Source organism: Arthrobacter sp. 10N43, from assembly GCF_056394525.1.
On sequence record NZ_JBFTIA010000003.1, the window covers coordinates 661,462 to 682,437 of the forward strand.

General features: G+C 65.1%; 18 protein-coding genes. 6 read left to right on the plus strand and 12 right to left on the minus strand.

Features of this window, described 5'->3' with window-relative positions; translation table 11 throughout:
• Positions 1-8 precede the first annotated feature (8 nt).
• Together AC1DDO_RS07945 and AC1DDO_RS07950 are read right to left on the minus strand one after the other, a co-directional pair.
• Complete coding sequence (locus AC1DDO_RS07945) at positions 9-719, minus strand: response regulator transcription factor (protein ID WP_441409107.1); 711 nt, start codon at positions 717-719, stop codon at positions 9-11.
• Between the two features lie 79 nt (positions 720-798).
• Positions 799-1,899: a metallophosphoesterase gene (locus tag AC1DDO_RS07950; protein ID WP_476868427.1), complete on the minus strand. Its 1,101-nt coding sequence runs from the start codon at positions 1,897-1,899 to the stop codon at positions 799-801.
• A 296-nt stretch (positions 1,900-2,195) separates the two neighbouring features.
• Between AC1DDO_RS07950 and AC1DDO_RS07955 the strand changes: the two genes are divergently transcribed.
• A complete protein-coding gene (locus AC1DDO_RS07955; protein ID WP_476868428.1) occupies positions 2,196-2,717 on the plus strand; it encodes a histidine phosphatase family protein in 522 nt (173 codons plus the stop codon).
• A gap of 357 nt (positions 2,718-3,074) precedes the next feature.
• Positions 3,075-4,637: a CehA/McbA family metallohydrolase gene (locus AC1DDO_RS07960; protein WP_476868430.1), complete on the plus strand. Its 1,563-nt coding sequence runs from the start codon at positions 3,075-3,077 to the stop codon at positions 4,635-4,637.
• A gap of 33 nt (positions 4,638-4,670) precedes the next feature.
• On the opposite strand, the gene AC1DDO_RS07965 is transcribed toward AC1DDO_RS07960, so the two are convergent.
• A complete protein-coding gene (locus tag AC1DDO_RS07965) occupies positions 4,671-6,200 on the minus strand; it encodes a CYTH and CHAD domain-containing protein (RefSeq protein ID WP_476868431.1) in 1,530 nt (509 codons plus the stop codon).
• 258 nt (positions 6,201-6,458) lie between these two features.
• Between AC1DDO_RS07965 and AC1DDO_RS07970 the strand changes: the two genes are divergently transcribed.
• From AC1DDO_RS07970 to AC1DDO_RS07985, 4 genes are all read left to right on the plus strand, one after another.
• A complete protein-coding gene (locus tag AC1DDO_RS07970) occupies positions 6,459-7,373 on the plus strand; it encodes a LysR family transcriptional regulator (protein ID WP_441411489.1) in 915 nt (304 codons plus the stop codon).
• Positions 7,374-7,490: 117 nt separating this feature from the next.
• Entirely contained in the window at positions 7,491-8,588 is a 1,098-nt protein-coding gene (locus AC1DDO_RS07975) for a tartrate dehydrogenase (RefSeq protein WP_476971705.1), read from the plus strand.
• 112 nt (positions 8,589-8,700) lie between these two features.
• Positions 8,701-10,200 carry a C4-dicarboxylate transporter DctA gene (gene dctA / locus AC1DDO_RS07980; RefSeq protein ID WP_476971706.1) on the plus strand — a complete coding sequence of 500 codons (1,500 nt, stop codon included), beginning with the start codon at positions 8,701-8,703 and terminating at the stop codon, positions 10,198-10,200.
• 1 nt (position 10,201) lies between these two features.
• Complete coding sequence (locus AC1DDO_RS07985) at positions 10,202-11,368, plus strand: glycerate kinase (protein WP_476868434.1); 1,167 nt, start codon at positions 10,202-10,204, stop codon at positions 11,366-11,368.
• 203 nt (positions 11,369-11,571) lie between these two features.
• On the opposite strand, the gene AC1DDO_RS07990 is transcribed toward AC1DDO_RS07985, so the two are convergent.
• The 9 genes from AC1DDO_RS07990 to AC1DDO_RS08030 form a co-directional block, all read right to left on the minus strand.
• The gene (locus AC1DDO_RS07990) at positions 11,572-12,528 is read right to left on the minus strand and encodes a carbohydrate kinase family protein (protein ID WP_476868435.1); all 957 of its coding nucleotides are present in this window, start codon (positions 12,526-12,528) and stop codon (positions 11,572-11,574) included.
• Positions 12,518-13,045: an ureidoglycolate lyase gene (locus AC1DDO_RS07995; protein WP_476868436.1), complete on the minus strand. Its 528-nt coding sequence runs from the start codon at positions 13,043-13,045 to the stop codon at positions 12,518-12,520. The genes AC1DDO_RS07990 and AC1DDO_RS07995 overlap by 11 nt, the downstream gene beginning before the upstream one ends.
• A complete protein-coding gene (locus tag AC1DDO_RS08000; RefSeq protein WP_476868437.1) occupies positions 13,042-13,818 on the minus strand; it encodes a BtpA/SgcQ family protein in 777 nt (258 codons plus the stop codon). The genes AC1DDO_RS07995 and AC1DDO_RS08000 overlap by 4 nt, the downstream gene beginning before the upstream one ends.
• A 10-nt stretch (positions 13,819-13,828) precedes the next feature.
• A complete protein-coding gene (locus tag AC1DDO_RS08005; protein ID WP_476868438.1) occupies positions 13,829-14,635 on the minus strand; it encodes a GntR family transcriptional regulator in 807 nt (268 codons plus the stop codon).
• A 32-nt stretch (positions 14,636-14,667) separates the two neighbouring features.
• Complete coding sequence (locus AC1DDO_RS08010; protein WP_476868439.1) at positions 14,668-15,579, minus strand: ABC transporter substrate-binding protein; 912 nt, start codon at positions 15,577-15,579, stop codon at positions 14,668-14,670.
• 36 nt (positions 15,580-15,615) lie between these two features.
• Entirely contained in the window at positions 15,616-16,380 is a 765-nt protein-coding gene (locus tag AC1DDO_RS08015) for an amino acid ABC transporter ATP-binding protein (RefSeq protein ID WP_476868440.1), read from the minus strand.
• A complete protein-coding gene (locus AC1DDO_RS08020) occupies positions 16,377-17,324 on the minus strand; it encodes an amino acid ABC transporter permease (protein ID WP_476868441.1) in 948 nt (315 codons plus the stop codon). Before AC1DDO_RS08020 ends, AC1DDO_RS08015 begins: the two co-directional genes overlap by 4 nt.
• A gap of 155 nt (positions 17,325-17,479) precedes the next feature.
• A complete protein-coding gene (locus AC1DDO_RS08025) occupies positions 17,480-19,249 on the minus strand; it encodes an acetyl/propionyl/methylcrotonyl-CoA carboxylase subunit alpha (RefSeq protein ID WP_476868442.1) in 1,770 nt (589 codons plus the stop codon).
• Positions 19,249-20,919 (minus strand): 5-oxoprolinase subunit B/C family protein, encoded by a 1,671-nt coding sequence (locus AC1DDO_RS08030; protein ID WP_476971707.1) that lies wholly within the window; start codon positions 20,917-20,919, stop codon positions 19,249-19,251. Before AC1DDO_RS08030 ends, AC1DDO_RS08025 begins: the two co-directional genes overlap by 1 nt.
• Positions 20,920-20,976 lie beyond the last annotated feature (57 nt).

Below are 20,976 nucleotides of genomic sequence, written 5' to 3' on the forward strand. Positions count from 1 at the left end.
CGGCCCGCCTACGTCCCGGCGGTTCGGGGGGAGTGTTCCCGCGGGTCCACGTCGGTGCTGAGCATGTAGCCCATCCCCCACACCGTGGTCAGTGTCTGGACGCCGAAGGGGACGTCGATCTTGCGCCTGAGGTAGCTGATGTAGACCTCCACCACGTTATCTCCGCCCTCAAAGGCGGGGTCCCACACGTTGTCGAGTATCTCCGCCTTCGTCACGATCTGGTCGTGGCGCCGGATGAGGTACTCCAGGAGCCCGTATTCCCGGGGGGTCAACTTGATCGCCTTGTCCCCCCGACGGACCTTGCGGTTGAGGGGGTCCAGCGTCAGCGTGCCCACCGTCAACACCACAGGGCGCTCAGGTGCACCGCGGCGGATGAGTGCCCGGATCCGCGCCACCAGCACCGGAAAGCTGAAAGGCTTGGTCAGGTAGTCATCAGCCCCAAGATCAAAGGCATCGGTCTGGTCGTACTCGCCGTCCTTGGCAGTGAGCATCAGCACCGGAGTCCAGACCTTGTGTTCCCGCAGCTCCTTCAGGACGTCGTAGCCGTTCTTTAGCGGCAGCATCAGATCGAGCAGGATTGCATCGTATGAGTTTTCTGTCGACGCCCACAGGCCACTGACGCCGTCGTGCATGACGTCTACGACGAAACCTTCATTCGTCAGCCCGCGGCGGACCGCTTCGGCCAAACCTTTCTCATCATCGACGACCAAAATGCGCACGGAAACCCCCCTCCTTGATACAGGCAGTATGTGGCAGAGGGTTGAGCAAACCCTGAGAAAGGCCTCTCCCGGGCGACGGTCAGCGGCGTCCGATGGCAAAGGAGTCCGTGAACGAGTCGCCCTCTGCCGGAACGAACCGGGCGGACAGTTCGTCCGCACTCGCCCTCAGGTCCAGGGTCCCGAGGGAAGGATCGCGGTTCCTGCCGGACCATGCGGCGAAATAGCCGGCCTCGGCGTCGTTGTCGTTCACATCGTAGAGACCGACACCGCCGGTACCCACGGTGGCGAAAACGGTTCCCGCGCCCTTCACCATGGTTTGGTCGGTATCCATGAGGCAGGCAGATGAAAAACTCTCCGGTTGCAAGCCCGGGCACGAGCCGCCGACGCCCAGTTGGTGGGTGCGCTGGTAGTCGTGGTCATGGCCGGCCAGGACAAGGTCCACCTTCTTCTCCATCAGCATGTTCGTGAAATCCTGGCCGGGCTGGCATCCGTATTTTCCAACGCTCAGGCAGGGTGCGTGCATGCCAACCACGGTCCACGGGATCTGCGCCGAGGCAGCCCCATCGATGGCGTCCGTTGTCCAGCGCCAGCGTTCGCTGTCGCGCGAGTAGTCCAGGGGTTGCCCGTCCTTGAAGTTGATGCCCGGCGATACCATGATGAACCGCACCAGGGGATCCGCCTGGGGGACATCGACGTACCACTGGATCCCGTACTCGCCTTGGAGCCCCGGGAGCCTGTTGGGCAGGCACTCGACGAACTTTGCGATGTCACCGTCGCTGCCGTCGCTCTCATGATTGCCGGTGATTAGTTGGTAGGGGAAATTTTCGCCAACTTTTCCCTTGACCATGTCGCAGAACTGCTGCTCGATCCCGGCCTTGTACGCGAAGTCCCCGAGGGCAAGATTGAACTGCGGCTGGAGGCCGGCAATAACGTCCAGCACTTTTTTGGCCCCGGTGCTGACGCCGATGTCGCCCTGGGCGGTGAAGTGGACAGTCCCCGGGGGCGCCGGCACCGCCGAAGGGGTGGAGGGCTGGGCGCTGCTGGGCTGGGCGTTTGTGGGTTGGGCGTGTGTCGGCTGGGCCGTCGCCGAAGCACTGAATGGTTTGGCCTCCCGCGGACCGGACTGGCAACCGGCCAGCATCAGACCCAGGCACACGGCAACCATCATTGCAATGGCCACGGCTGCGCGATTCCTGGATGTGGCAGCCATTATTTCCTCCCCTCGGCGGCCCGAACCGGGTTCAGCCCATGGCCCGCGTCGGTCCCGCCTCGTAGCGTACCCGCGAAGGCTTTGGGATTCCTTTAGCCCTTGCAGGCCGGGGGCTACGGAACGCCGGCCCCCGGCCCCGGCCGGGTGGACCGCCCGCTTTGCCCGCCGTGGCCGTTGCCTCAGAGATTTCTCAGCGCTGCCGGGCAACGATGGTAGTGGATCGTGTTGCATCAATTCCGCACCCGGCAGAAGGAATCGTAGCCAACATGGAAAACACAACCCTGACGACCTTTGCCCTTGTCCGCCATGGCCAGACGGACTGGAACGTGCAGCGCCGGCTTCAGGGTTCCACCGACATTCCGCTCAACGACGTCGGCCGCCGCCAGGCGCGGGACGCCGTCGCCGTCCTGTCCGGCTACCAGTGGGATGCGGTCGTTTCCTCGCCGCTGCGCCGTGCCGCAGAAACCGCCGACCTGATTGCCGACGGGCTGCGGCTCGGCCCGGCCCGGCGCGTACCGGAACTTGCCGAGCGCAGCTTCGGACCCGCTGAGGGCCTGCAGGCCGGACCCGAACTGGACGCGCTGCGGATCCGGGGTGGCTTCCGCGGCCGCCGCGTCGTGGTGGTTGCCCACGCCACGCTGATCCGGCTGAGCCTCAGCCGCGCCGTCGGATACACCTTGCAAAGCATCGACAACGCCGCACTCAACCTGGCCCACCACCATGCCGTTGACGGCTGGGAGCTTGAATACTTCAACGGCGAGCCGGTCATGGCCGGCGCCCGGGGCTGAGCTGCACCGTCCCGGGCTGCCCTCAGCGGCCCTTAATCGCGCCACCATCTATGCCTGCAAGTAGCGGAACAGCAGGCCGTTTCTTACATCGAGCCCGGCGCCGTGATCCTCAATGGGCAAGTACCCGTCACGGCTAACCACCGGGCGCGCCTGCGCCACCGCAGTGATCATGGCCGATCACTCCTTCTGGTCAGATTGAGCCTTCTCTCTGGATTCTCTCTCCCTTCCGCCGAGGACGCCACCCCCGGTTGCCGCTCCTGGGCGGGGATCGCGTGGATCCCCGTCCAGGGTTCGTGTTCATGTCCCGTCTTGGCTTCGGACGCCAGCTGTTAAGTCCGCATGGTGAACATGGGGCGGGTGAGTTCACCTTGTAAAGCCCATGAGGGCAACAATGACCTGCTTTCCCCTTCCCGACGCGGCTTTCTGGCTGCTGCGCTGACCGGAGCGGCGCTGACCCTGGCTCCTGTCACTTTCGCCGCCGCCGATACCGGCACCAGCAAAACCAAGACGATCACCGGACACCTCGAGCCGGGCGCCGCGGATTTCGTCTACCTGCCCGTTGAGGTGCCCGCCGGTGTCAACAGGATCAGCGTCTCCTACAGCTACAGCAAGCCCACCGTCGCCTCCGGGCTCCTGGCCAACGCGTGCGACATCGGCGTCTTCGACGAGAAGGGCACCGACCTCGCGGGCAAGGGTTTCCGGGGCTGGTCCGGCGGCTTCCGCACGGAGTTCTTCATCAGCGCCGCCGAAGCAACGCCCGGCTACCTGCCCGGCCCGGTCGGCAAGGGCACCTGGAACATCGCGCTCGGCCCGTACCAGGTGGCCGGGCAGGGCATGGATTACACCGTCACCGTCACCCTGGACTACGGGCCCGACGGCGCGGCCTTCCGCCCGCAGTACCCGCCGCAGCAGGTCGCGGGCCGCGGCGCCGGCTGGTACCGCGGCGACGCCCACCTCCACACCGTGTATTCCGACGGCAAGCGCACGCCCGAGGACGTCGCTGCCGGGGCCCGCGCTGCGCGCCTGGACTTCATGATCAGCACGGACCACAACACCCCGGCGTCGCACGGCGCGTGGGGGCCGCTGGCCGGCAACGACCTGCTCATCCTCACGGGTGAGGAGGTGACCACCCGGAACGGGCACTACCTCGCACTCGGGCTCGAACCCGGCGAATGGATCGACTGGCGCTACCGGGCGCGGGACAAGGGCTTCGAGCAGGAAGCCAAGCGAATCCACGATTCCGGCGGGATCGTGGTCCCGGCCCACCCATACTGCCCGTACGTGGCCTGCCGCTGGAAGTTCGGGTACGAGAATGCCGACGCCGTCGAGGTGTGGACCGGCCCGTGGACCGCCGACGACGAGTACGCCATCAACACGTGGGACTCCATGCTGGCCAGCTCCGCGCGCACCGGCGGCCGCTGGCTCCCGGCGATGGGCAACAGCGACGCCCACAGCGCACCCCAGGTCATCGGGTTCCCGCACAACGTTGTCTACGCCGCGGCGCTCTCCCGCGACGCCGTGCTGGCCGGTATCCGCAGCGGCCGGAACTGGATCGCCGAATCGGCGGACGTGTCCGTCGACTTCAGTGCCACGTCAGGCGGCCGGAGCGCCGGCGTCGGGGAACGCCTCGACGCCGCCGCGGATGCCCGTGTCAGTGTCACGGCGAAGATCTCCGGCGTGCCGAACGGAGTAGTCCGGTTCATCACCGATGAAGGCCAGACCCAGCAAATTACCCTGCCGGACTCGGGCCAGGGAGCCAGCACCTGGGTGACCACGCCACAACTCGCCGCCTATGTGCGCGTTGAGGTGCGCCACCCCATGCCGGACGGCACGCCCAGCAACGGGACAGCCATGGGAACCGCCCTGCTGCTGGGCCCGATGGCCGCCCTGACCAACCCGATCTTCCTCGGCGCCAAATAGCCGAAGAAGCTGCAGGACAGCAGGTTTCCCGGGTCAGGAGCGCAGACGCAGGCCGCGAAGCTTTTTCCCTGCCCTGCGGGCTTTCTTCTCCGTCTTCCGGGCGAGACGTTTTTCCATCTTCAGCAAACTCTTGACGCCGAGATCGGTATCGGCGGGCCGGTCCGGGGTGGCCGCGACTCTGCGCAGCAGGGCCGTGGCCATGACGCTATCCTGGTGGTCGCCGAGTACCCTCTGGAGTCGTCCAGCGGATTTTGTGAGCTTTGCGGCGCGTTTGCCGTGGATCTTCCTGACCGATTCGCCGGCGTGGCGCAGGCGTTTGGCGTCTTTTCGGACTTCGTGCAGGGCCGTGTCGCGGGCGGCCCTGCCGCTGGAGCGTTTGACGGCCTTCCGGGAACGCTCCACCCGTTCTGCTGCCTTGTTCACCAGCTTGGCCGTCACGTTGTGCGCGGGGCGGAAGGCGAGGGGCCGGGCAGGCGGGTGGTCCCGAAAGTCCTCAAGGGAGCCGAGGAGGCGGAAATAGCGGCCGGCCTGGAGGGTGTCGAGGACGTTTCTGTAACCTTCGTCGTGGACGGCGACCAGCTCCAGTTCGATCATCTGCTCCAACGAGCCGGACCTCTGGTCCTCGGGGAGTTCCTGGATGTGCCGGCGAAGGCGCTCAAGCATGACTTCGGCGTCGCGTGCCGGGCCCAGGACCCGGCCAAGCCACTTCAACTCGGCCTGCAGGTCACGGACCGCTGAGCGCTTGAAGAGTTTGCGATAGGTGGCCAGGGCGGAGCGCGCCCGGCGGGTCGCGGACCGCATCTTGTGGACTGAATCCGGCGTCCCCTGCCGGACACCCGGATCATTGGTGATGAAGTCTTCGATCCGTGCGTCCAGATAGGCCGTCACGACGTCGACCGCCGGGCCTTTCTTCCGGAGCTTCTTCCGGGTCTTTTCGGCCCGGGGGCTAAGCCCGGCCGGCCACGCAGCTCCAAAAGTACGGGCAAGCTTGGACGGATAGGCGGAGCGGGCCGCTCCCGTGGACGTCAGGGTTTCGGTGGCGGCGTCGAGGAACTCCCGGTTTCCGTGGACGAGTTCGAGCTCCCATTCACGCCAGTCGAGGGCCGGCCCTGGGGGCTGCAAAGCCTCGGCGTGGACAACGTCGTCGGCGAAGTCGGCCAGATGCTCACCGATAGGCCCGTAAAGCCGGTAGGTGGTGCGCCGCGTACTCAGCCGGGCCACCGGCACCAGCTCTTCCCCGCGGGTGAATACCTGCAGATGATCGGACAGCTCGTCCGGAACGGTCTCCGGCTGGCCCAGCGGTGCATGGATTTCCTCCCGCTGGTCCGTGCCGGCGGGAAGCTTGAGGTGCCACCCGGCGTCCGTGCCGCCCGTGCGGCGCCGCAGGGTCAGGCGACGTGCGGCGAGAGCAAGGGACGGCGTGTCGAAGTACACCGCCTCAAGGTGATCCGTCACCGGCTCCGCGACATCGTCCACGCCGTGGATTTCCAGCAGCTCCGGAAGGGGCGTGGACGTCCCAGCGTCGTACTTTTGTTCCGTTTCAATATTTCCGTTGCTGTCCATGGCAGGCCCCCTCAACTGGCACCGCTGGAACATGGACTTGATCCTCCCGCTGGCGAGTCGGCCGGTGCCTTGGCCCGTTCGCCCAGCCCGATTCTAGGCCCGCTGGCAACAGCCCGGCCAGACTTGGCGGCCAGGTCACGCCGAGCCACGGCGGCCTGATAGGCGTAGGCTATCTTTGCTTCACCGCCGCCCGCTGTGTCGCCCCAGGGGCATATATTCCGGGGGGCGGGAAGCCCCCGGAACGGTGAAGGAGCTGGCGTGGACACCCGGAAGCTGAAGTATTTTCTGGCCGTCGTCGACCACGACGGCTTCAACCGCGCCGCGGAACACCTGCTGATCGCCCAGCCGTCCCTGTCCCAGACCATCGCGGGCCTGGAAAAGGAGCTGGGCGTGCCGCTCTTCCACCGCATCGGCCGCCGCGCGGTCCTCAGCGAAGCGGGCAAGGAACTCGTCGGACCGGCCCGGCTGGTGATGCGGGACCTTGATGCCGCGCAGTCCGCGGTGCAGGCGCTGCGCGGCGTGCGGAGCGGGCGGCTGGACATTATCACCATGCCCTCCCCCGGCATCGAACCGCTGACGTCGATGATCGCCGAGTACACGCGCACGCATCCCTCGGTCCGGCTTAACGTCAGCGCAGCGTTTACGCCCGAGGAAGTCATTGAATCCGTCCGCAACGGCAGCACCGAAATCGGCCTGGCCGGATCCCCAAACCCCATCCGGGTCCCGGGTGTCCAGGTCCTGGAGCTGGAACGCCAGCCGCTGATCCTGATCGTCAACCCGCAGGCGGACACGTTTGGCCCGGGGACGGCCATTCAGCGCGAGGATCTTGGCGGCCACCGGCTGATCGCAAGCCAGCGCGGATCCCTGATGCGATGGCTGGTCGATGATGCGCTGGCCCGGGGCGTCAACACGGAAATCGTGGTGGAGGTAGCGCACCGGACCTCGATCCTGCCGCTGGTCCTGGCGGGCGTGGGCCACGCCGTCATGCCGTCATCCTGGGCGCCGCTGGCGCACAAGTCAGGGTTGCGGACCCTGCTGATCGAGCCAGTGTCCCACCTGGACGTCGCCATCCTGAGCCGCAAGGAAGACCTGACCCCTGCCGCCAGAGCCTTCCTGGCCGTCGCAGAGCTGCATGTGGCAGTAGCCCAGGGCCCGCAGCCGAACGACCAATAGGCTAAGCCTATTTACCGTATCGAATCTTGGTCTTGGACGGCGTACGGTGCCGGATCGTCTACTTGAAGAGGACAGGCAGCGTGACGCTGCTAACACACTCAACGAGGAGGTAGGCACATGAGCGCCACCCAGAAATTCAGCATCGCTTCGATTCCCGCCGACGGTGTGGGCAAGGAAGTTGTCTCCGCCGGACGCCGCGTCCTGGACGCCCTGGCACAGAATTCAGGCGGCAGGTTCGCCTTCGACTGGACCGAGTTCCCGTGGGGTTGCGGCTACTACGAAAAGACCGGCCAGATGATGGACCCGAAGGGCCTGGAGGCCCTGAAGAACTTTGACGCCATCTACTTCGGCGCTGTCGGCTGGGAAAACGTCCCGGACCACATCAGCCTCTGGGGCCTGCGCCTGAACATCACGCAGAACTTCGACCAGTGGGCCAACATCCGCCCGGTGAAGTTCCTCCCCGGCATCCAGTCCCCGCTGCGCAAGGCCGACCACACCGAGCTCGATTGGATCGTTGTCCGCGAAAACAGCGAAGGCGAGTACGCCGGCCTGGGCGGACGGAACCTCAGCGGCCGCGGCCCCGGCAACGAAGTGGCCCTCCAGACAGCCCTCTTCACGGAAAAGGGCTGCGAGCGGATCATGCGCTTCGCCTTCGACCTCGCCCGGACCCGTACCGTGAAGAAGGTCTCCTCCGTCACCAAGTCCAACGCCCAGCAGTACGGCATGGTCCTCTGGGACGAAACGTTCCAGCGCGTGGCCCTGGACTACCCGGACGTCGCCACCGAAAGCGTCCTGGTCGACGCCATGAGCGCCAAGTTCATCCTGCACCCCGAAGAACTTTCCGTCGTTGTCGCCTCGAACCTGAACGCGGACATCCTCTCGGATCTCGGCTCCGCCTTGGCCGGAAGCCTCGGCCTGGCGGCCAGCGCGAACCTGAACCCGGAACGCCGCTTCCCGTCCATGTTTGAACCGGTGCACGGCTCCGCGCCGGACATCGCCGGCAAGGGCATCAGCAACCCCATCGGCGCGATCGCCAGCGCCGCCCTGATGCTTGACCACTTCGGCCTGCACGAGGAAGCCCGCCGCGTCGAGGCCGCGATCGAGCAGACCACGGCCGCTGGCTACCTGACGCGCGACGTCGGCGGCGAAGCCAACACCGACGACGTCACTGAGGCCATCATCCAGGCCCTCACCCACACTCTGGCTGCCGTCTAGCCGGACCACCTTCGGGGCGGGCGGCGCCGCGCGCCGTCGCCGCTGCCCGCCCGACCCAGCTCTTCATTCTTCAAGCACCACGCCATTCACATTCCACAATGAGGTAGGAATCATGGGACCAATCACCACTGCGGGCGCAGCCGCGGCAGCTAAGAATCAAACCCCCAAGACACGCTGGTACCGCCAGCTGTACTTCTGGGTATTGACCGGCATCGTCCTCGGCATTCTCGTGGGCTGGCTCGCGCCCTCCGCCGGCATCGCCCTGGAACCGATCGGCACCACCTTCGTCAACGCCATGAGAATGCTGATCGGGCCAATCGTGTTCCTGACCATCGTCGGGGGCATCGCCAGCGTTGCGGACCTGAAGAAGGTCGGCTTGACCGGCCTGAAGGCACTGACGTATTTCCAGATCGGCACCATCTTCGCCCTGCTATTCGGCCTGGTCGCCATCAACATCTTCCGCCTCGGCGAGGGGGTCAACGCCAACGCCAGCGCGATCAAGACATCGGACTCCGCGGCCAAGCTCATCGACGCCGGCGCCCACCAGGAGTGGTGGCAGTTCCTGACCCACATCATCCCCACCAGCATCGTCGCGCCCTTCGTGGAAGGCGACATCCTGCAGATCATCTTCATTGCCGTGATCTTCGGTATCGCCCTGAACGCCATGGGCAAAGTCGGCGCGCCCGTCCTTGACGGTGTCCAGCGCCTCACCGGGGTCATGTTCAAGATCCTGGGCTTCATCATGAAGGCCGCTCCGCTGGGTGCGTTCGGCGCCATGGCCTTCGCTGTCGGCAAGTACGGCGTCTCCTCCCTCTCCAGCATGGGCGGGCTGATCGCCCTCTTCTACGCCACCTCAATCCTGTTCGTCGTCGTGGTCCTCGGATCCGTCATGGCCTTCCTGAAGCTGAACATCTTCAAGATGATCCGCCACCTCAAAGAGGAGTACCTGCTGATCCTGGGCACCTCCACCGCCGAACCGGCGCTGCCGGGCCTGATGCGCAAGCTTGAACACGCCGGGGTCAAGAAGGAAACAGTCGGACTCGTCGTGCCCACCGGCTACAGCTTCAACCTCGACGGCGCCGCCATCTACCTTTCGCTGGCCGCCGTCTACATCGCGCAGGCCACCAACACCTCCCTGACCATCGGCCAGCAGCTGGGTCTGATTGCGGTCATGCTGCTCACCTCCAAGGGCGCGGCAGGCGTCGCCGGCGGCGGTTTCATCGCCCTGACCGCCACGCTGGCCACCGTCGGCACCATCCCGGCCGCCGGCATCATGCTCATCTTCGGCATCGACAAGTTCATGTCCGAATGCCGGGCCCTGGTGAACTTCACCGGCAACGCCGTCGCCACGCTCTTCATTGCCTGGTGGGACCGGACGCTGGACGCGGACCGTGTCCGCCGCGTCTTCAACGGCGAAGCCGTGGAGCCGCTGCCCAGCGAGGACCCGACACCCCTCGACGAATTCACGGACATCGCCGCCGACCTGACCGGCCACGACCCGCACACACCCAAGGAGATCAGCCCCCAGCCCACGGAACCGGCCAACGAACCGGCCAACAAGGATCTGGCATCGAGCGAGGACCGCCACCCTGTCTACTCGAAAAGCAACTGACATGGCCACAGCACCCGCCCCGCAGAGCGTGCGGGCCCTGATCGCACCGGACAAATTCAAAGGCAGCCTCACGGCCGGCGAAGTGGCCTATGCCCTGGCAGCAGGACTGCGTTCGGCAGCCGGATCCGGAATCGGATCCATCGACTGTGAACTGCTTCCCCTGGCGGACGGAGGGGACGGCAGCGTCGATGCCGCCGTCGCCTCCGGTTTCACCCGGCGCAACTACACCGTCGCTGGACCCACCGGCCAGCCCGTCCAGGCCAGCATCGCGTTCGACGGCGCCACCGCCGTCGTCGAAGTGGCCAACACGTGCGGCCTCGGGCTCCTGCCGGACGGCAACCTTGAACCGCTGGCTGCCTCCAGCCGCGGCTTCGGCGAAGCTGTCCTGTTCGCCCTCAGCCTGCGGCCGGCCAGGATCGTGCTGGCCCTCGGCGGCAGCGCCAGCACCGACGGCGGCATGGGAATGCTCACAGCCCTCGGCTACAGCTTCCGCGACGCCGCCGGCCGCCAGCTCTACGGCAGCGGCGGGGCGCTGGCCCAGATCCACAGCATCCACCGGACCGCCCTGCCGGAACTGGCCGGAATCGAGCTCGTCGTCGCCAGCGACGTCCACAACCCGCTGCTCGGCGCCCAGGGCGCACCGGCGGTCTTCGGTCCCCAAAAGGGCGCCGGCCCCGAGGAAATCGCGGCCCTGGACAAAGGCCTCGCGCATTTCGTCGCCCGGCTGACGGCAGCGGAATTGGCCGGCGCGGCGCAGCTGGCTGAACACGAGGGCGCCGGAAGTGCCGGAGGGCTCGGCTTCGCCTGCCTGCTCCTGGGGGCACAGCAGGTCTCCGGCGCCGACTACTTCCTGGACCTGCTGGACTTCAATGCCCGCAAGGACCACTGCGACATCGTCATCACCGGCGAAGGCAGCCTGGACGAGCAAACCCTCGCCGGGAAGTTGCCCGCCGCCGTCGCACGCCGGTCCGGGTCCCGTCCCATCATCGCTGTCGCCGGCCGTTCCCTCCTGCCCCAGGAACGGTGGGCCGAAATGGACCTCACCCGGGTGTACACGCTGGCCGACTACACGGATCAGGACTCGTCCAAGGACCCCGTCCTGTCCGCCGCGCTGCTCCGCCGGATTGGAAAGGACATTGGACACGACATTGGAACAGGGCTGTTCTAGCCGCGCCACGCTGCCGGAGAGAGAAACGCCCGCCCGGGGTAACACGGGAAATGTGGCTCAACCGGCGCGCACAACCACCGGCTCACCGCACCGAAACCGCCCCGGCCCTCGCCGAATCACGGTCCTAGGCAGCTTGGAGAACGGCCGGACACGCCCCGCAGCGTGCCCGGCCGCTCCCATTTTGGCCGCGACAGCGACGACCTCTATGAGGACGCGACTCTTTGCTCCCTTTGGAACCTCTCGATGTCCTCAAGTTGGGCCACTCCGCCGCGGGGCCCCTCAATGGTGACGGCACGGGAGGCGGCGGCCACAGCAAACTCGACCGATGACCGCAGGTCGATGGAATCGGACAGGGCAAAGACGAGCGCGCCACCGAATGTGTCCCCGGCTCCGGTAACGTCCACCACCGGGACAACATAGCCATGGACGTGGTCCACCGTCGTGCCGTCAAAGATCTCCACGCCGTCCGCGGCCATGGTGCGGATGACGGTGTTGACTCGGTGTTTGTGCATCCAGGCGTTGACAGAAGAGAGGTCAGGATCCCCAAAGGAAATCTCGAATCCGACCTGGTTCATAATGACAACGTCCGCACCCTGGAGGAAGCCTGTGTCCGCGATGCCGAATCCCTCGACGTCCAAGTCAAAGACGACTTTACGTCCGTGTTGCCGAAGATCCGACAGCACCCGTTCACCGCTGTCAGTCCCGGCTCGTAGGCGTTTTACCCGCGAGAGGGTGGTGTACAGATATCCGGGTGACCGAAGCGCCTCTACAGCAGCCGCGGACAGCATCATGGGGCTGTCGCCAGTCTCCGCGTACAACACAACATGTTCGTTGCCAACCAGGAAGATCATGTTGAGAGGATCTGGGACATCTGGCGCGTACAGCATGTGCGTGGTTCCTATGCCGTGACGGCCAAGATCGTCGCTCAGGCATCGGGACAGCGGCCCCTGGTTTAGCAACGAGATAAATTCCGTGGGCCCGCCCAGCCCGGCATGAACGGCCGCTGCGTTGGCGATCATTCCTCCCACATAGCTGCTGGTGGCCCTCATGGGTGCCTTGTCGGCCAGACCTGGCCACCGGTCCGCAGCGTAGTAGTTGTCCATGGCAACATCGCCAATGAAAAATGTCGTGGGCCTCTCCCCAGAAGCACTACCCGTCATGCGATCCCGACCTTGCCTTGCTGACGGAAACGTGCACCGGGCCGTGCTTGATGTCGGTCCAGGTAGGCCCGCCGTCGCCGCCGGTCGCCGCCATCCAGTAGTAGTAGGCCGCCCCCTCAACGCCATGACAAGCGTCGTGCCAGGTGCCATTGTGCAGCACAACGACGGTGCCTGGGCTGATCACGAAGGCCCGGACATCTGCCGCGCTGGGATACCCGGCATCGGTTGGTTCGGCAACGGCCAGGACTAGAGGGGCTCCGGCTGTGAAGAGCGCTTCTTCCGTGGCCAAGTGCCGTTCCATCCGATGCGTCGTAAATGGCGTGCCACCGCCCCGGGTCAGGCCCAGACTCCCATTGGTACTGATCAACGGTTTCGCCGTGTACACATCGGACCACCCATTGCCTTCCGCTGCAATCAAGCCAGCGCCGGTCTCGTCCGGAAGAGCGGATGCCATCACATGCACTCGCCCAAACGGTGCAAAATCCTCCGCCAGCAGTTCCGTTGCCAAAATCTTCATCGCACCGTCTCCTCGTAGACCGATGAAGAACCGCGGAGACTGCGTACTTCGCGCATCAGGTCCTCTACGTGTTCGGCCAGAACCCGACCGGTGTCGACATGGGTGTCTTTTAGGAAGCTGCCCACAATTGCACCATCGGCCGCCGCCAATTGTTCATGCACGTTCGCGGTCGTCAGGCCGGCGCCGATGAGAAGTGGGAAGTCATCACCCACAATTGAGCGGAAACGCTGGACCTTTGCCAAATCCGTTTCTTGGCCAGTGGCGTCTCCGGTGATGACAAAGGCATCGCACCGTTCCAGGCCAACCATCGAATCTTCTGCCTCTGTCCGGCCGGAGTTCACCGGCTGGTACTTGAAGCGGACCCCGCCGAACAATACCGATGTCACCTGGCTGCGAAGGGCCTGGAGTTCTAGCGCAAATTCGGCGTCTGCCTCCGGTTCGAGGTGCCCAGCGACGGAATCCATTTGGATGAAATCGATGCGGAACTGCCGTGCCAGTTCGAAAGCCAAACGGTGATCGTGCAGGACATTCACGCCCACCAGGAGGTCGGGGTATCTTCCCTCCAACCACTCCAACACATTGCGCACGTCCTGCTTATCGCCAAAATAGTTTTCGACGACGATGCCGTCCACACCATTGGCGCGGAGGACATCCGTTTCGTACCGAGCGATGTCCAGTCTTTCGGCCGCGGACTCTCCGGAAAGGTGAAGCATGCCGAGAATGGGTTTGGACGTCTTGAAGGTTTGGCTAAACCGGCTGTCACCGTTGTTCAAGGGATGATTCCTAACTGGTAAGGGAGGTCGGGTTGGGATCTGAACCGAGCTGTCTTGGAGCGCCCGCAGTGGAGGCGGGTGAACCCGGCGTAGTCCCGTTCCAGGAAGTGGCGACACGCATTTCGAGGGCTGGTGAGTAGATCACCGAAGTGTGTTCGACCAATTCGTCGTCATTGCTGAACACTTCGCCGCTGGCACAGATGAACCCCGGCGTACCAGGCAAATCGCCAAAGACCTGACGCGTCAGGTTCGAGGGCAGAGCGACAGACAATGTGAATTCTGAACGGACCGGGGCCACGCCGTAGTGCTCGCGCAGGACCTGATAGAGAGAGAGCCGTTCGAAGTTGAACGCGTCCAATCCGGGAAACCGGCCCAGGCTCAGAACGGATGTGTCTATGTTGAGATACGTCGGTGACTGGTCTGTCGCAACACCTCTGGCCCGGACCAGGCGCAGTTGCAGCCCTGCGGTCCCGTCCTCTACTTCTTGGGAAATGACGACTGTGACCGGCTTCTGATTCCGTGCCCTCGAGAAGTCGGTGAAGCCGCCGAAGTTCCAGATGCTGTGGTTGATGGGTGTGTACGTGACAATCGTTCCTTTGCCCCGTATTTGGTGGACTAGCCCCTCTGAAACGAGCAGGGATACCGCGTGCCTGACGGTGCTGCGAGTGATGCCGTGCAAATCCCGCAGCACCGTCTCCGACGGGATCGCCTCGCCTTCTGCGTATTCGCCGTCCAGGATTCTCTGTCGCAGATCCCGGTAGAGCTGCGTGTACAGCGGTGCCGAATCCTGTGGATCGAGCGCAAAATCAGCTGTCATGCGAGTCTGTCTCCCTTGGTGTGCTTCGGTGTCTATTTGCCGTCGTTGACGGTGATGGATTTCAATGCGGCTTGCTTCAAACCATATTGGTCCAGAATCTTGGCATAGGTTCCGTCAGTGTTCATGGCGTCCATGGCGGCTTTGATGGCGTCCCTTAGCTGGGTGGATTCCTTGGCTACGGCAATTCCGTAGTTTCCCGGTTCCAGCAAATCGCCAATGGTGTAAAACTTGTCCGGCTGTTGCTTCTGCAGATCAAGGATCCCTTCGAAGCCGATCAGCGAGGCCTGTGCGCGGTCCTGCTGCATCTGAAGGATTTCCTCCGCCTGAGTAGGAATCTGCAGAATCTTGATGGGCTTTTCCGCCGGGCAGGTGCTCTTGGAAAGGTCTTCCACCGATCCAACCCAACTTGTTCCTGTCGATACCGTCACCGTCCGCCCGCACAGGTCCGCCAGGGTCTTGATGTCCTTCTGGTTTTGGACCGGGGCAAAGAACTGGTTGCCAGTTCGGAAATAATCCACAAAATCAAGCTCTGTCTGCCGCTTTTTCAAGTCAGAAAATGCGGTCAAAATGATGTCCGCGCGTCCGGTGGTGGCTGACACGATGAGCTGGGAAAAGTCGACATTCTGGAAGTTCGGCTTCAATCCGAGCCGTGAGGCTATTTCCTTGGCCAAGTCAATGTCCGCACCCTTGAGCTCAGTGGAACCGGCATCCGAATACTCCATCGGAGGATAGGCAAGGCTGATCGCAATGTTCAGGACCCCGGTGTCACGGACCTTTGCTGGAAGCATTGCGCGCAGTTCCTGGCTGGCCGGCGCGGCCGTGGTGGGGGCTGTGGCATTGACCGGCCCGCCACATGCGCTCAGCGCAAGGATTGCCGCCAAGGCAAGGACAGCGGGTCCGGCGCCGCATTTGGCTGACTTTGTGGTCCAAGAAAACATCGTCATTGTTGATTCCTTTGTGATCGGTGGAGCGATGAAGGGTTAGTTGAGGACGCGCTTCAGGAAGCTGCGTACGCGCGGATCTTGGGGGTTGGAGAGCACCTCAGCGGGTGGCCCGATCTCACGGATGGTGCCGTCAATCATGATGGCCACTCGGTCCGCCACTTCCCGGGCAAACGCTATTTCGTGGGTGACGACGACCATCGTGGTCCCAGATGCCGCGAGTTCGCGCATCACATCCAGGACTTCGCCGACCAGCTCCGGGTCCAAGGCGGATGTTGGTTCGTCAAAGAGCATGACCTTGGGATTCATAGCCAAAGCGCGGGCGATGGCGACCCGCTGTTTTTGCCCGCCGGAAAGCTGTGCCGGATAGGCCGCGCCGCGGTCCCCCAAACCGACGGAAGCAAGGAGTCCGGTTCCCCTGGCCGACGCCGAGGCCCGAGATTCCCTGCGCACCGTTGTGGGGCCCTCGATCACGTTCTGCAGTGCGGTCATGTGGGGAAAGAGGTTGAAATTCTGGAAAACCATGCCAATCTCCCGCTGCTGCTGGCGGACCTTGCGCGGTGGAAGCTCACGCAGCACGGCGCCGTGCAGCTCATAGCCGATGATGGAGCCATCGATCCAGACCACACCGTCATCCAAAGTTTCCAAGTGGTTGAGGCAACGCAGCAGTGTGCTCTTGCCGCCACCGGAGGGGCCGAGGATGCACAAGACTTCGCCGTCGAGCACATCCAGATCGACGCCTTTGAGCACCTCTTGCCCGTTGAACTTCTTGTGGACATTGATCGCCTTGACCATTGTTCTCATTGCTGCTCCCCAACGGCTGTTTTAGGCGCAAGTCGGAATACGCCAAAAGTGAATCGGAACGGTGGCCGGCTTGCCCCACGGGCGACACCGCGGCCGTAGTGGCGCTCAATGTAGAACTGGACAATATTGAGGACCGTGGTCCCAAGCAGATACCAGACGGCACAAACCAGCAGCAGCTCAATCACGGCACCATTGACGAAGTAAACCTGTTGGGCGGCATTCAGCATTTCTGTAAAGGAGATGGCAGTGGCCAGGGAGGAGAACTTGAGCATGCCGATAGCGGAGTTTCCCATGGGCGGGATAATCAACCGCATCGTTTGAGGCAGGATGATCCGACGCAATGTCTGGAACCTGGACATACCGATGGTTTGGGCGGCCTCGGTCTGCCCATGGTCAACCGAGCTGATGCCACCGCGGACCACCTCTGCCATGTAGGCACCTTCATTGACGCCCAGACCCAGGAGTGCCGCAACAAAGGGGGTGACCACATCCACTGTCCTGGCCTCGTACAGACCCGGAATGGTGATGGTGGGAAAGACGAGCGCGATGTTGAACCAGATCAGCAACTGCAACAGGACCGGCGTTCCCCGGAAAATCCAGACATACAGCCAGGCAACAAAATGAGTTACGGGGTTGTTCGACAAGCGCATGATGGCGAACAGTGTTCCCAGCCCAGCACCCAAAATCATGGCAATGAATGAAATGAGCAGCGTGTTGGCGAATCCGCGGAGGATCACGTCTGCGGTGAGGAATTTACCCACCACGTCCCATCGGATTTGGCCTTCTGCAAATGCCTTGGCCAGAAGTGCCAGTGAGACTATCACCAAGGCTCCGGCCAGCCACCGACCTGGGTGTTTTAGGCGGACAATCCTGTAACTGCGATGCTGCAGAGCATCAACACTCACGCGGGCCGCGTTGTCTGCTACAGAGGAAAGCAGCGTCATGACCCACCTCCTTAAGTTGTACGGTCAGGTGTACAACTCAAATTAGGGTCATGGGGCGCGCCTGTCAATGGATGACCAATAAATTTCGTGACTGCACGAACGACAACGGGCCGTTTCCGCGCAGCGGAAACGGCCCGTTCAATCCCCGAAAACGGCTAGCCGATCAGGGCCAGCACGGCACCGGCCGCAACCACTCCGCCGGCTTCCGTGCGGACGTCGGTGACAGTGCCGTCCCGGTGCGCGGCGATCTGGGTTTCCATCTTCATGGCTTCGAGGACCACCACCGGGTCCCCGGCCGACACCTCGGCACCCGGATCGACGAGCCACTTCACCACGGTCCCGGCCATGTCGGCGCGCAGTTCGCCCGGATCGGCAGCGCCAGCACCGCCGTCGGAGGCTCCGTCCACGGACACGCCGGCAGGCAGTGCTCCACCGGACATCGTCCGACCAGACAGTGCCCAGCCGTCCAGGAGGTCTGCCGGGAGCCCGACGGCCAGGCGGCGGCCGTCCACGTCAACGGTGATGGTGCGGCGTTCGCCGTCGGGCGCGGTGGTGCTGTAGCCGGGATCGGCCGGGATCTTGTCCGCGAAGTCGGTTTCTATCCAGCGGGTGTGGATACCGAGCCCGTCCTCGGAGGTGAAATCCGGGGATTCGAGCACGGCCCGGTGGAACGGCAGCACGGTGGCCACCCCGGTGATACGCATTTCGGCGAGGGCACGGCGGGCGCGGCGCAGGGCCTGCTGGCGGTCCGCGCCTGTGACGATCAGCTTGGCGAGCAGGGAATCGAACTGCGGCGCCACGAAAGAGCCGGAGCGGACCCCGGTATCCAGGCGGATGCCCGGGCCGGTGGGGCCGGCGAATTCGCCGATGGTGCCGGGCGACGGCAGGAAGCCGCGGCCCACGTCCTCGGCGTTGAGCCGGAACTCGAAGGCGTGTCCATGCGGCGTCGGGTCCTCGGTGTGGCGCAGCGGCTCACCCGCGGCGATCCTGAACTGCTCCTGGACGAGATCGATCCCCGTGGTTTCCTCGGTGATGGGGTGCTCCACCTGGAGTCGGGTGTTCACTTCGAGGAAGGCGACGGTGCCGTCCGCAGCGACCAGGAATTCCACCGTGCCGGCGCCGGAGTAGCCTGCTTCCCGGCAGACGGCCTTGGCGGCATCGTAAATCAGCGTGGTCTGCTCTTCGCTCAGGAACGGCGCGGGCGCCTCTTCTAGGAGTTTCTGGTGCCGCCGCTGCAGGGAGCAGTCGCGGGTTCCGACGACGACGACGTTGCCGTGGGCGTCCGCAAGGACCTGCGCCTCGACGTGGCGCGGTCGGTCCAGGTAACGCTCCACAAAGCACTCGCCCCGGCCGAACGCGGCAACTGCCTCGCGCACGGCGGAGTCGAAGGCTTCCTCGACCTCGTCAAGGACGCGGACCACCTTCATGCCGCGGCCGCCGCCGCCAAAAGCGGCCTTGATGGCGATGGGCAGGCCGTGCTGTTCGGCGAAGGCCCGGGCCTCGGCCGCGGTGTCCACGGGTCCGTCGCTGCCGGCGACCAGCGGCGCGCCGGCCCGGACGGCGGCGTCGCGGGCCGTGATCTTGTTGCCGAGCAGCCGGATCGCGTCAGGAGCCGGTCCGATCCAGGTCAGTCCGGCGTCGATGACGGCCTGGGCGAAGTCGGCGTTCTCGGAGAGGAAGCCGTAGCCGGGGTGGACGGCGTCTGCGCCGGACGCGGCCGCCGCGGCCAGGAGCTTAGGGATGTTCAGGTAGGTGTCGGCGGGAGAGTTGCCGTCCAGGCTGAAGGCTTCGTCCGCGGCGGAAACGTGCAGGGCGTCGGCGTCGATGTCGGCATAGACGGCGACGGACGCCAGCTGCGCGTCGTCGCAGGCCCGGGCTATGCGGACCGCGATTTCTCCACGGTTGGCGATCAGGACCTTGCGCATCAGTTACTCGCTTCTTTTTCGGTGACGGTGTGTTCAGTGGCGGTGTGTTCGGTGGGGCCGTGTTCAGCCCAGCGGAAGCGGATCTTGCCGCCGATGGGGACCTGCGCGGCGAGGTCCAACTGGGAGTCGATCACCACACCGATCACCGGGTAGCCGCCGGTGATCGGGTGGTCGGCCAGGAAGAGCACGGGCAGCCCTTCGGGTGGGACCTGCAGGGCGCCTGCCACGGTGCCTTCGCTGGCCAGTTCGCCTTGGCGGGTCCGCTGCAGCGGTGTACCGTCCAGCCGCATGCCAACGCGGTTGGACTGGGCCTTCACCTCCCACTCCTGGGCGGCGAAGGAGTCCAGCGCCGCCCGATCGAACCAGTCGGCGCGGGGGCCGGGAACGACGTCGAGGACGGTCACCCCGGTTCCCGGGTAGTCCGGCTGCAGTTCGGGAGCCCCGACGACGCCGGATTCGGCCTCTCCGCCCGCGGCCAGCACCTGTCCCGCGGCCAGGGGTGCAGGACCGATCCCGGACATGGTGTCCGTGGAGCGGCTGCCCAGCACCGGGGCTGCATCAACACCGCCGCGGACCGCGAGATAGCTGCGGAAGCCGCTCTGCGGCGCACCAATGCTGAGCGTTTCACCGTCGAGCAGCGCGAACGGGGTGGCCATCAGCGCGGCGCGTTGCCAGGTGTCCCCGGCGTTGTCCGGCGCGGATTCGATGCTCAGTGCCGACGGCGCCCCGGTGACCGCGAGGACCTGGTCCCCCACCGCCCGGACCGTGAGCCCGCCGGCGACTGTTTCGATGGCGGCTGCGCCGGGGGTGTTGCCGACGAGGCGGTTGGCCCGGCGCAGCGAGGCCCGGTCCAGCGCGCCGGCGGCGGAGACGCCCAGGCCGGAGTGGCCGTGCCGGCCGAGGTCCTGGATCAGGCTCTGCAGGCCCGGCGCAACGATCCGGAGTCCGCAGGCGACGTCCTGGCCGGCAGCCGGTTCCGGCGCTGCGCCGGCGCTGTGGACCGTAGGTTCAGCGCCAGACTGCGCGGCTGGCTGTGCCACCGGCTCCGCGGCGGACTCGGTTCCGAGGGTGACCGCGTCCCGGACCGGCCGGAACTGCACCCGGTGGCCGGGCGCGGCCAGGGCGGGCTGCTCCCGGTCCAGGTCCCACATCCTGGCGCTGGTGCGCCCGATCAGCTGCCAGCCGCCGGGGGAACGCCGCGGATACACGGCCGAGTAGTTCCCGGCCAGCGCCACGGAGCCTGCGGGGACGGCCGTGCGCGGCGAGGTGCGGCGGGGCACTTCCAGCTGCTGGTTCTCCCCCACCATGTACCCGAAGCCGGGCGCGAAGCCTGCGAAGGCCACGGTCCAGACCTGGCCGGAATGGGCGGCGATCACGCCCTCGGCTCCAAGGCCGGTGAGCTGGCCGACTTCGGCGAGGTCTTCGCCGTCGTACACGGTGTCGATGACCACCAGCTCGCCGTCGCGCTGCACCGGTGCGGTGAGATCGAGCTGCAGCAGCCGGGCGGCGATACGCCGGGCCGAGGCCGGGGAATCGGCCGTGACCAGGACGGTCTCGGCGGCGGCCAGCACGTCCTGCTGGCCCGGCAGCGGCTTCTCCAGCAGTAGCGCCTGCAGGGCAAGCACGTCCTGCGTGCCGGAGAGCTCGGCGAGGACCGCGCGTGTTCCCACGGCCCGCACGGAGCGGACCTTCTGAACTGGGTGCTCTAGAACCGTGTGCTCTTGAAC

Bases quoted from the DNA above. Each gene is read 5' to 3' on its own strand.
- AC1DDO_RS07955 (WP_476868428.1), top strand. From the start codon at position 2,196: ATGGAAAACACAACCCTGACGACCTTTGCCCTTGTCCGCCATGGCCAG.
- AC1DDO_RS07965 (WP_476868431.1), bottom strand. From the start codon at position 6,200: ATGGACAGCAACGGAAATATTGAAACGGAACAAAAGTACGACGCTGGG.
- AC1DDO_RS07975 (WP_476971705.1), top strand. From the start codon at position 7,491: ATGAGCGCCACCCAGAAATTCAGCATCGCTTCGATTCCCGCCGACGGT.
- dctA (WP_476971706.1), top strand. From the start codon at position 8,701: ATGGGACCAATCACCACTGCGGGCGCAGCCGCGGCAGCTAAGAATCAA.
- AC1DDO_RS07985 (WP_476868434.1), top strand. From the start codon at position 10,202: ATGGCCACAGCACCCGCCCCGCAGAGCGTGCGGGCCCTGATCGCACCG.
- AC1DDO_RS07990 (WP_476868435.1), bottom strand. From the start codon at position 12,528: ATGACGGGTAGTGCTTCTGGGGAGAGGCCCACGACATTTTTCATTGGC.
- AC1DDO_RS07995 (WP_476868436.1), bottom strand. From the start codon at position 13,045: ATGAAGATTTTGGCAACGGAACTGCTGGCGGAGGATTTTGCACCGTTT.
- AC1DDO_RS08005 (WP_476868438.1), bottom strand. From the start codon at position 14,635: ATGACAGCTGATTTTGCGCTCGATCCACAGGATTCGGCACCGCTGTAC.
- AC1DDO_RS08010 (WP_476868439.1), bottom strand. From the start codon at position 15,579: ATGACGATGTTTTCTTGGACCACAAAGTCAGCCAAATGCGGCGCCGGA.
- AC1DDO_RS08015 (WP_476868440.1), bottom strand. From the start codon at position 16,380: ATGAGAACAATGGTCAAGGCGATCAATGTCCACAAGAAGTTCAACGGG.
- AC1DDO_RS08020 (WP_476868441.1), bottom strand. From the start codon at position 17,324: ATGACGCTGCTTTCCTCTGTAGCAGACAACGCGGCCCGCGTGAGTGTT.
- AC1DDO_RS08025 (WP_476868442.1), bottom strand. From the start codon at position 19,249: ATGCGCAAGGTCCTGATCGCCAACCGTGGAGAAATCGCGGTCCGCATA.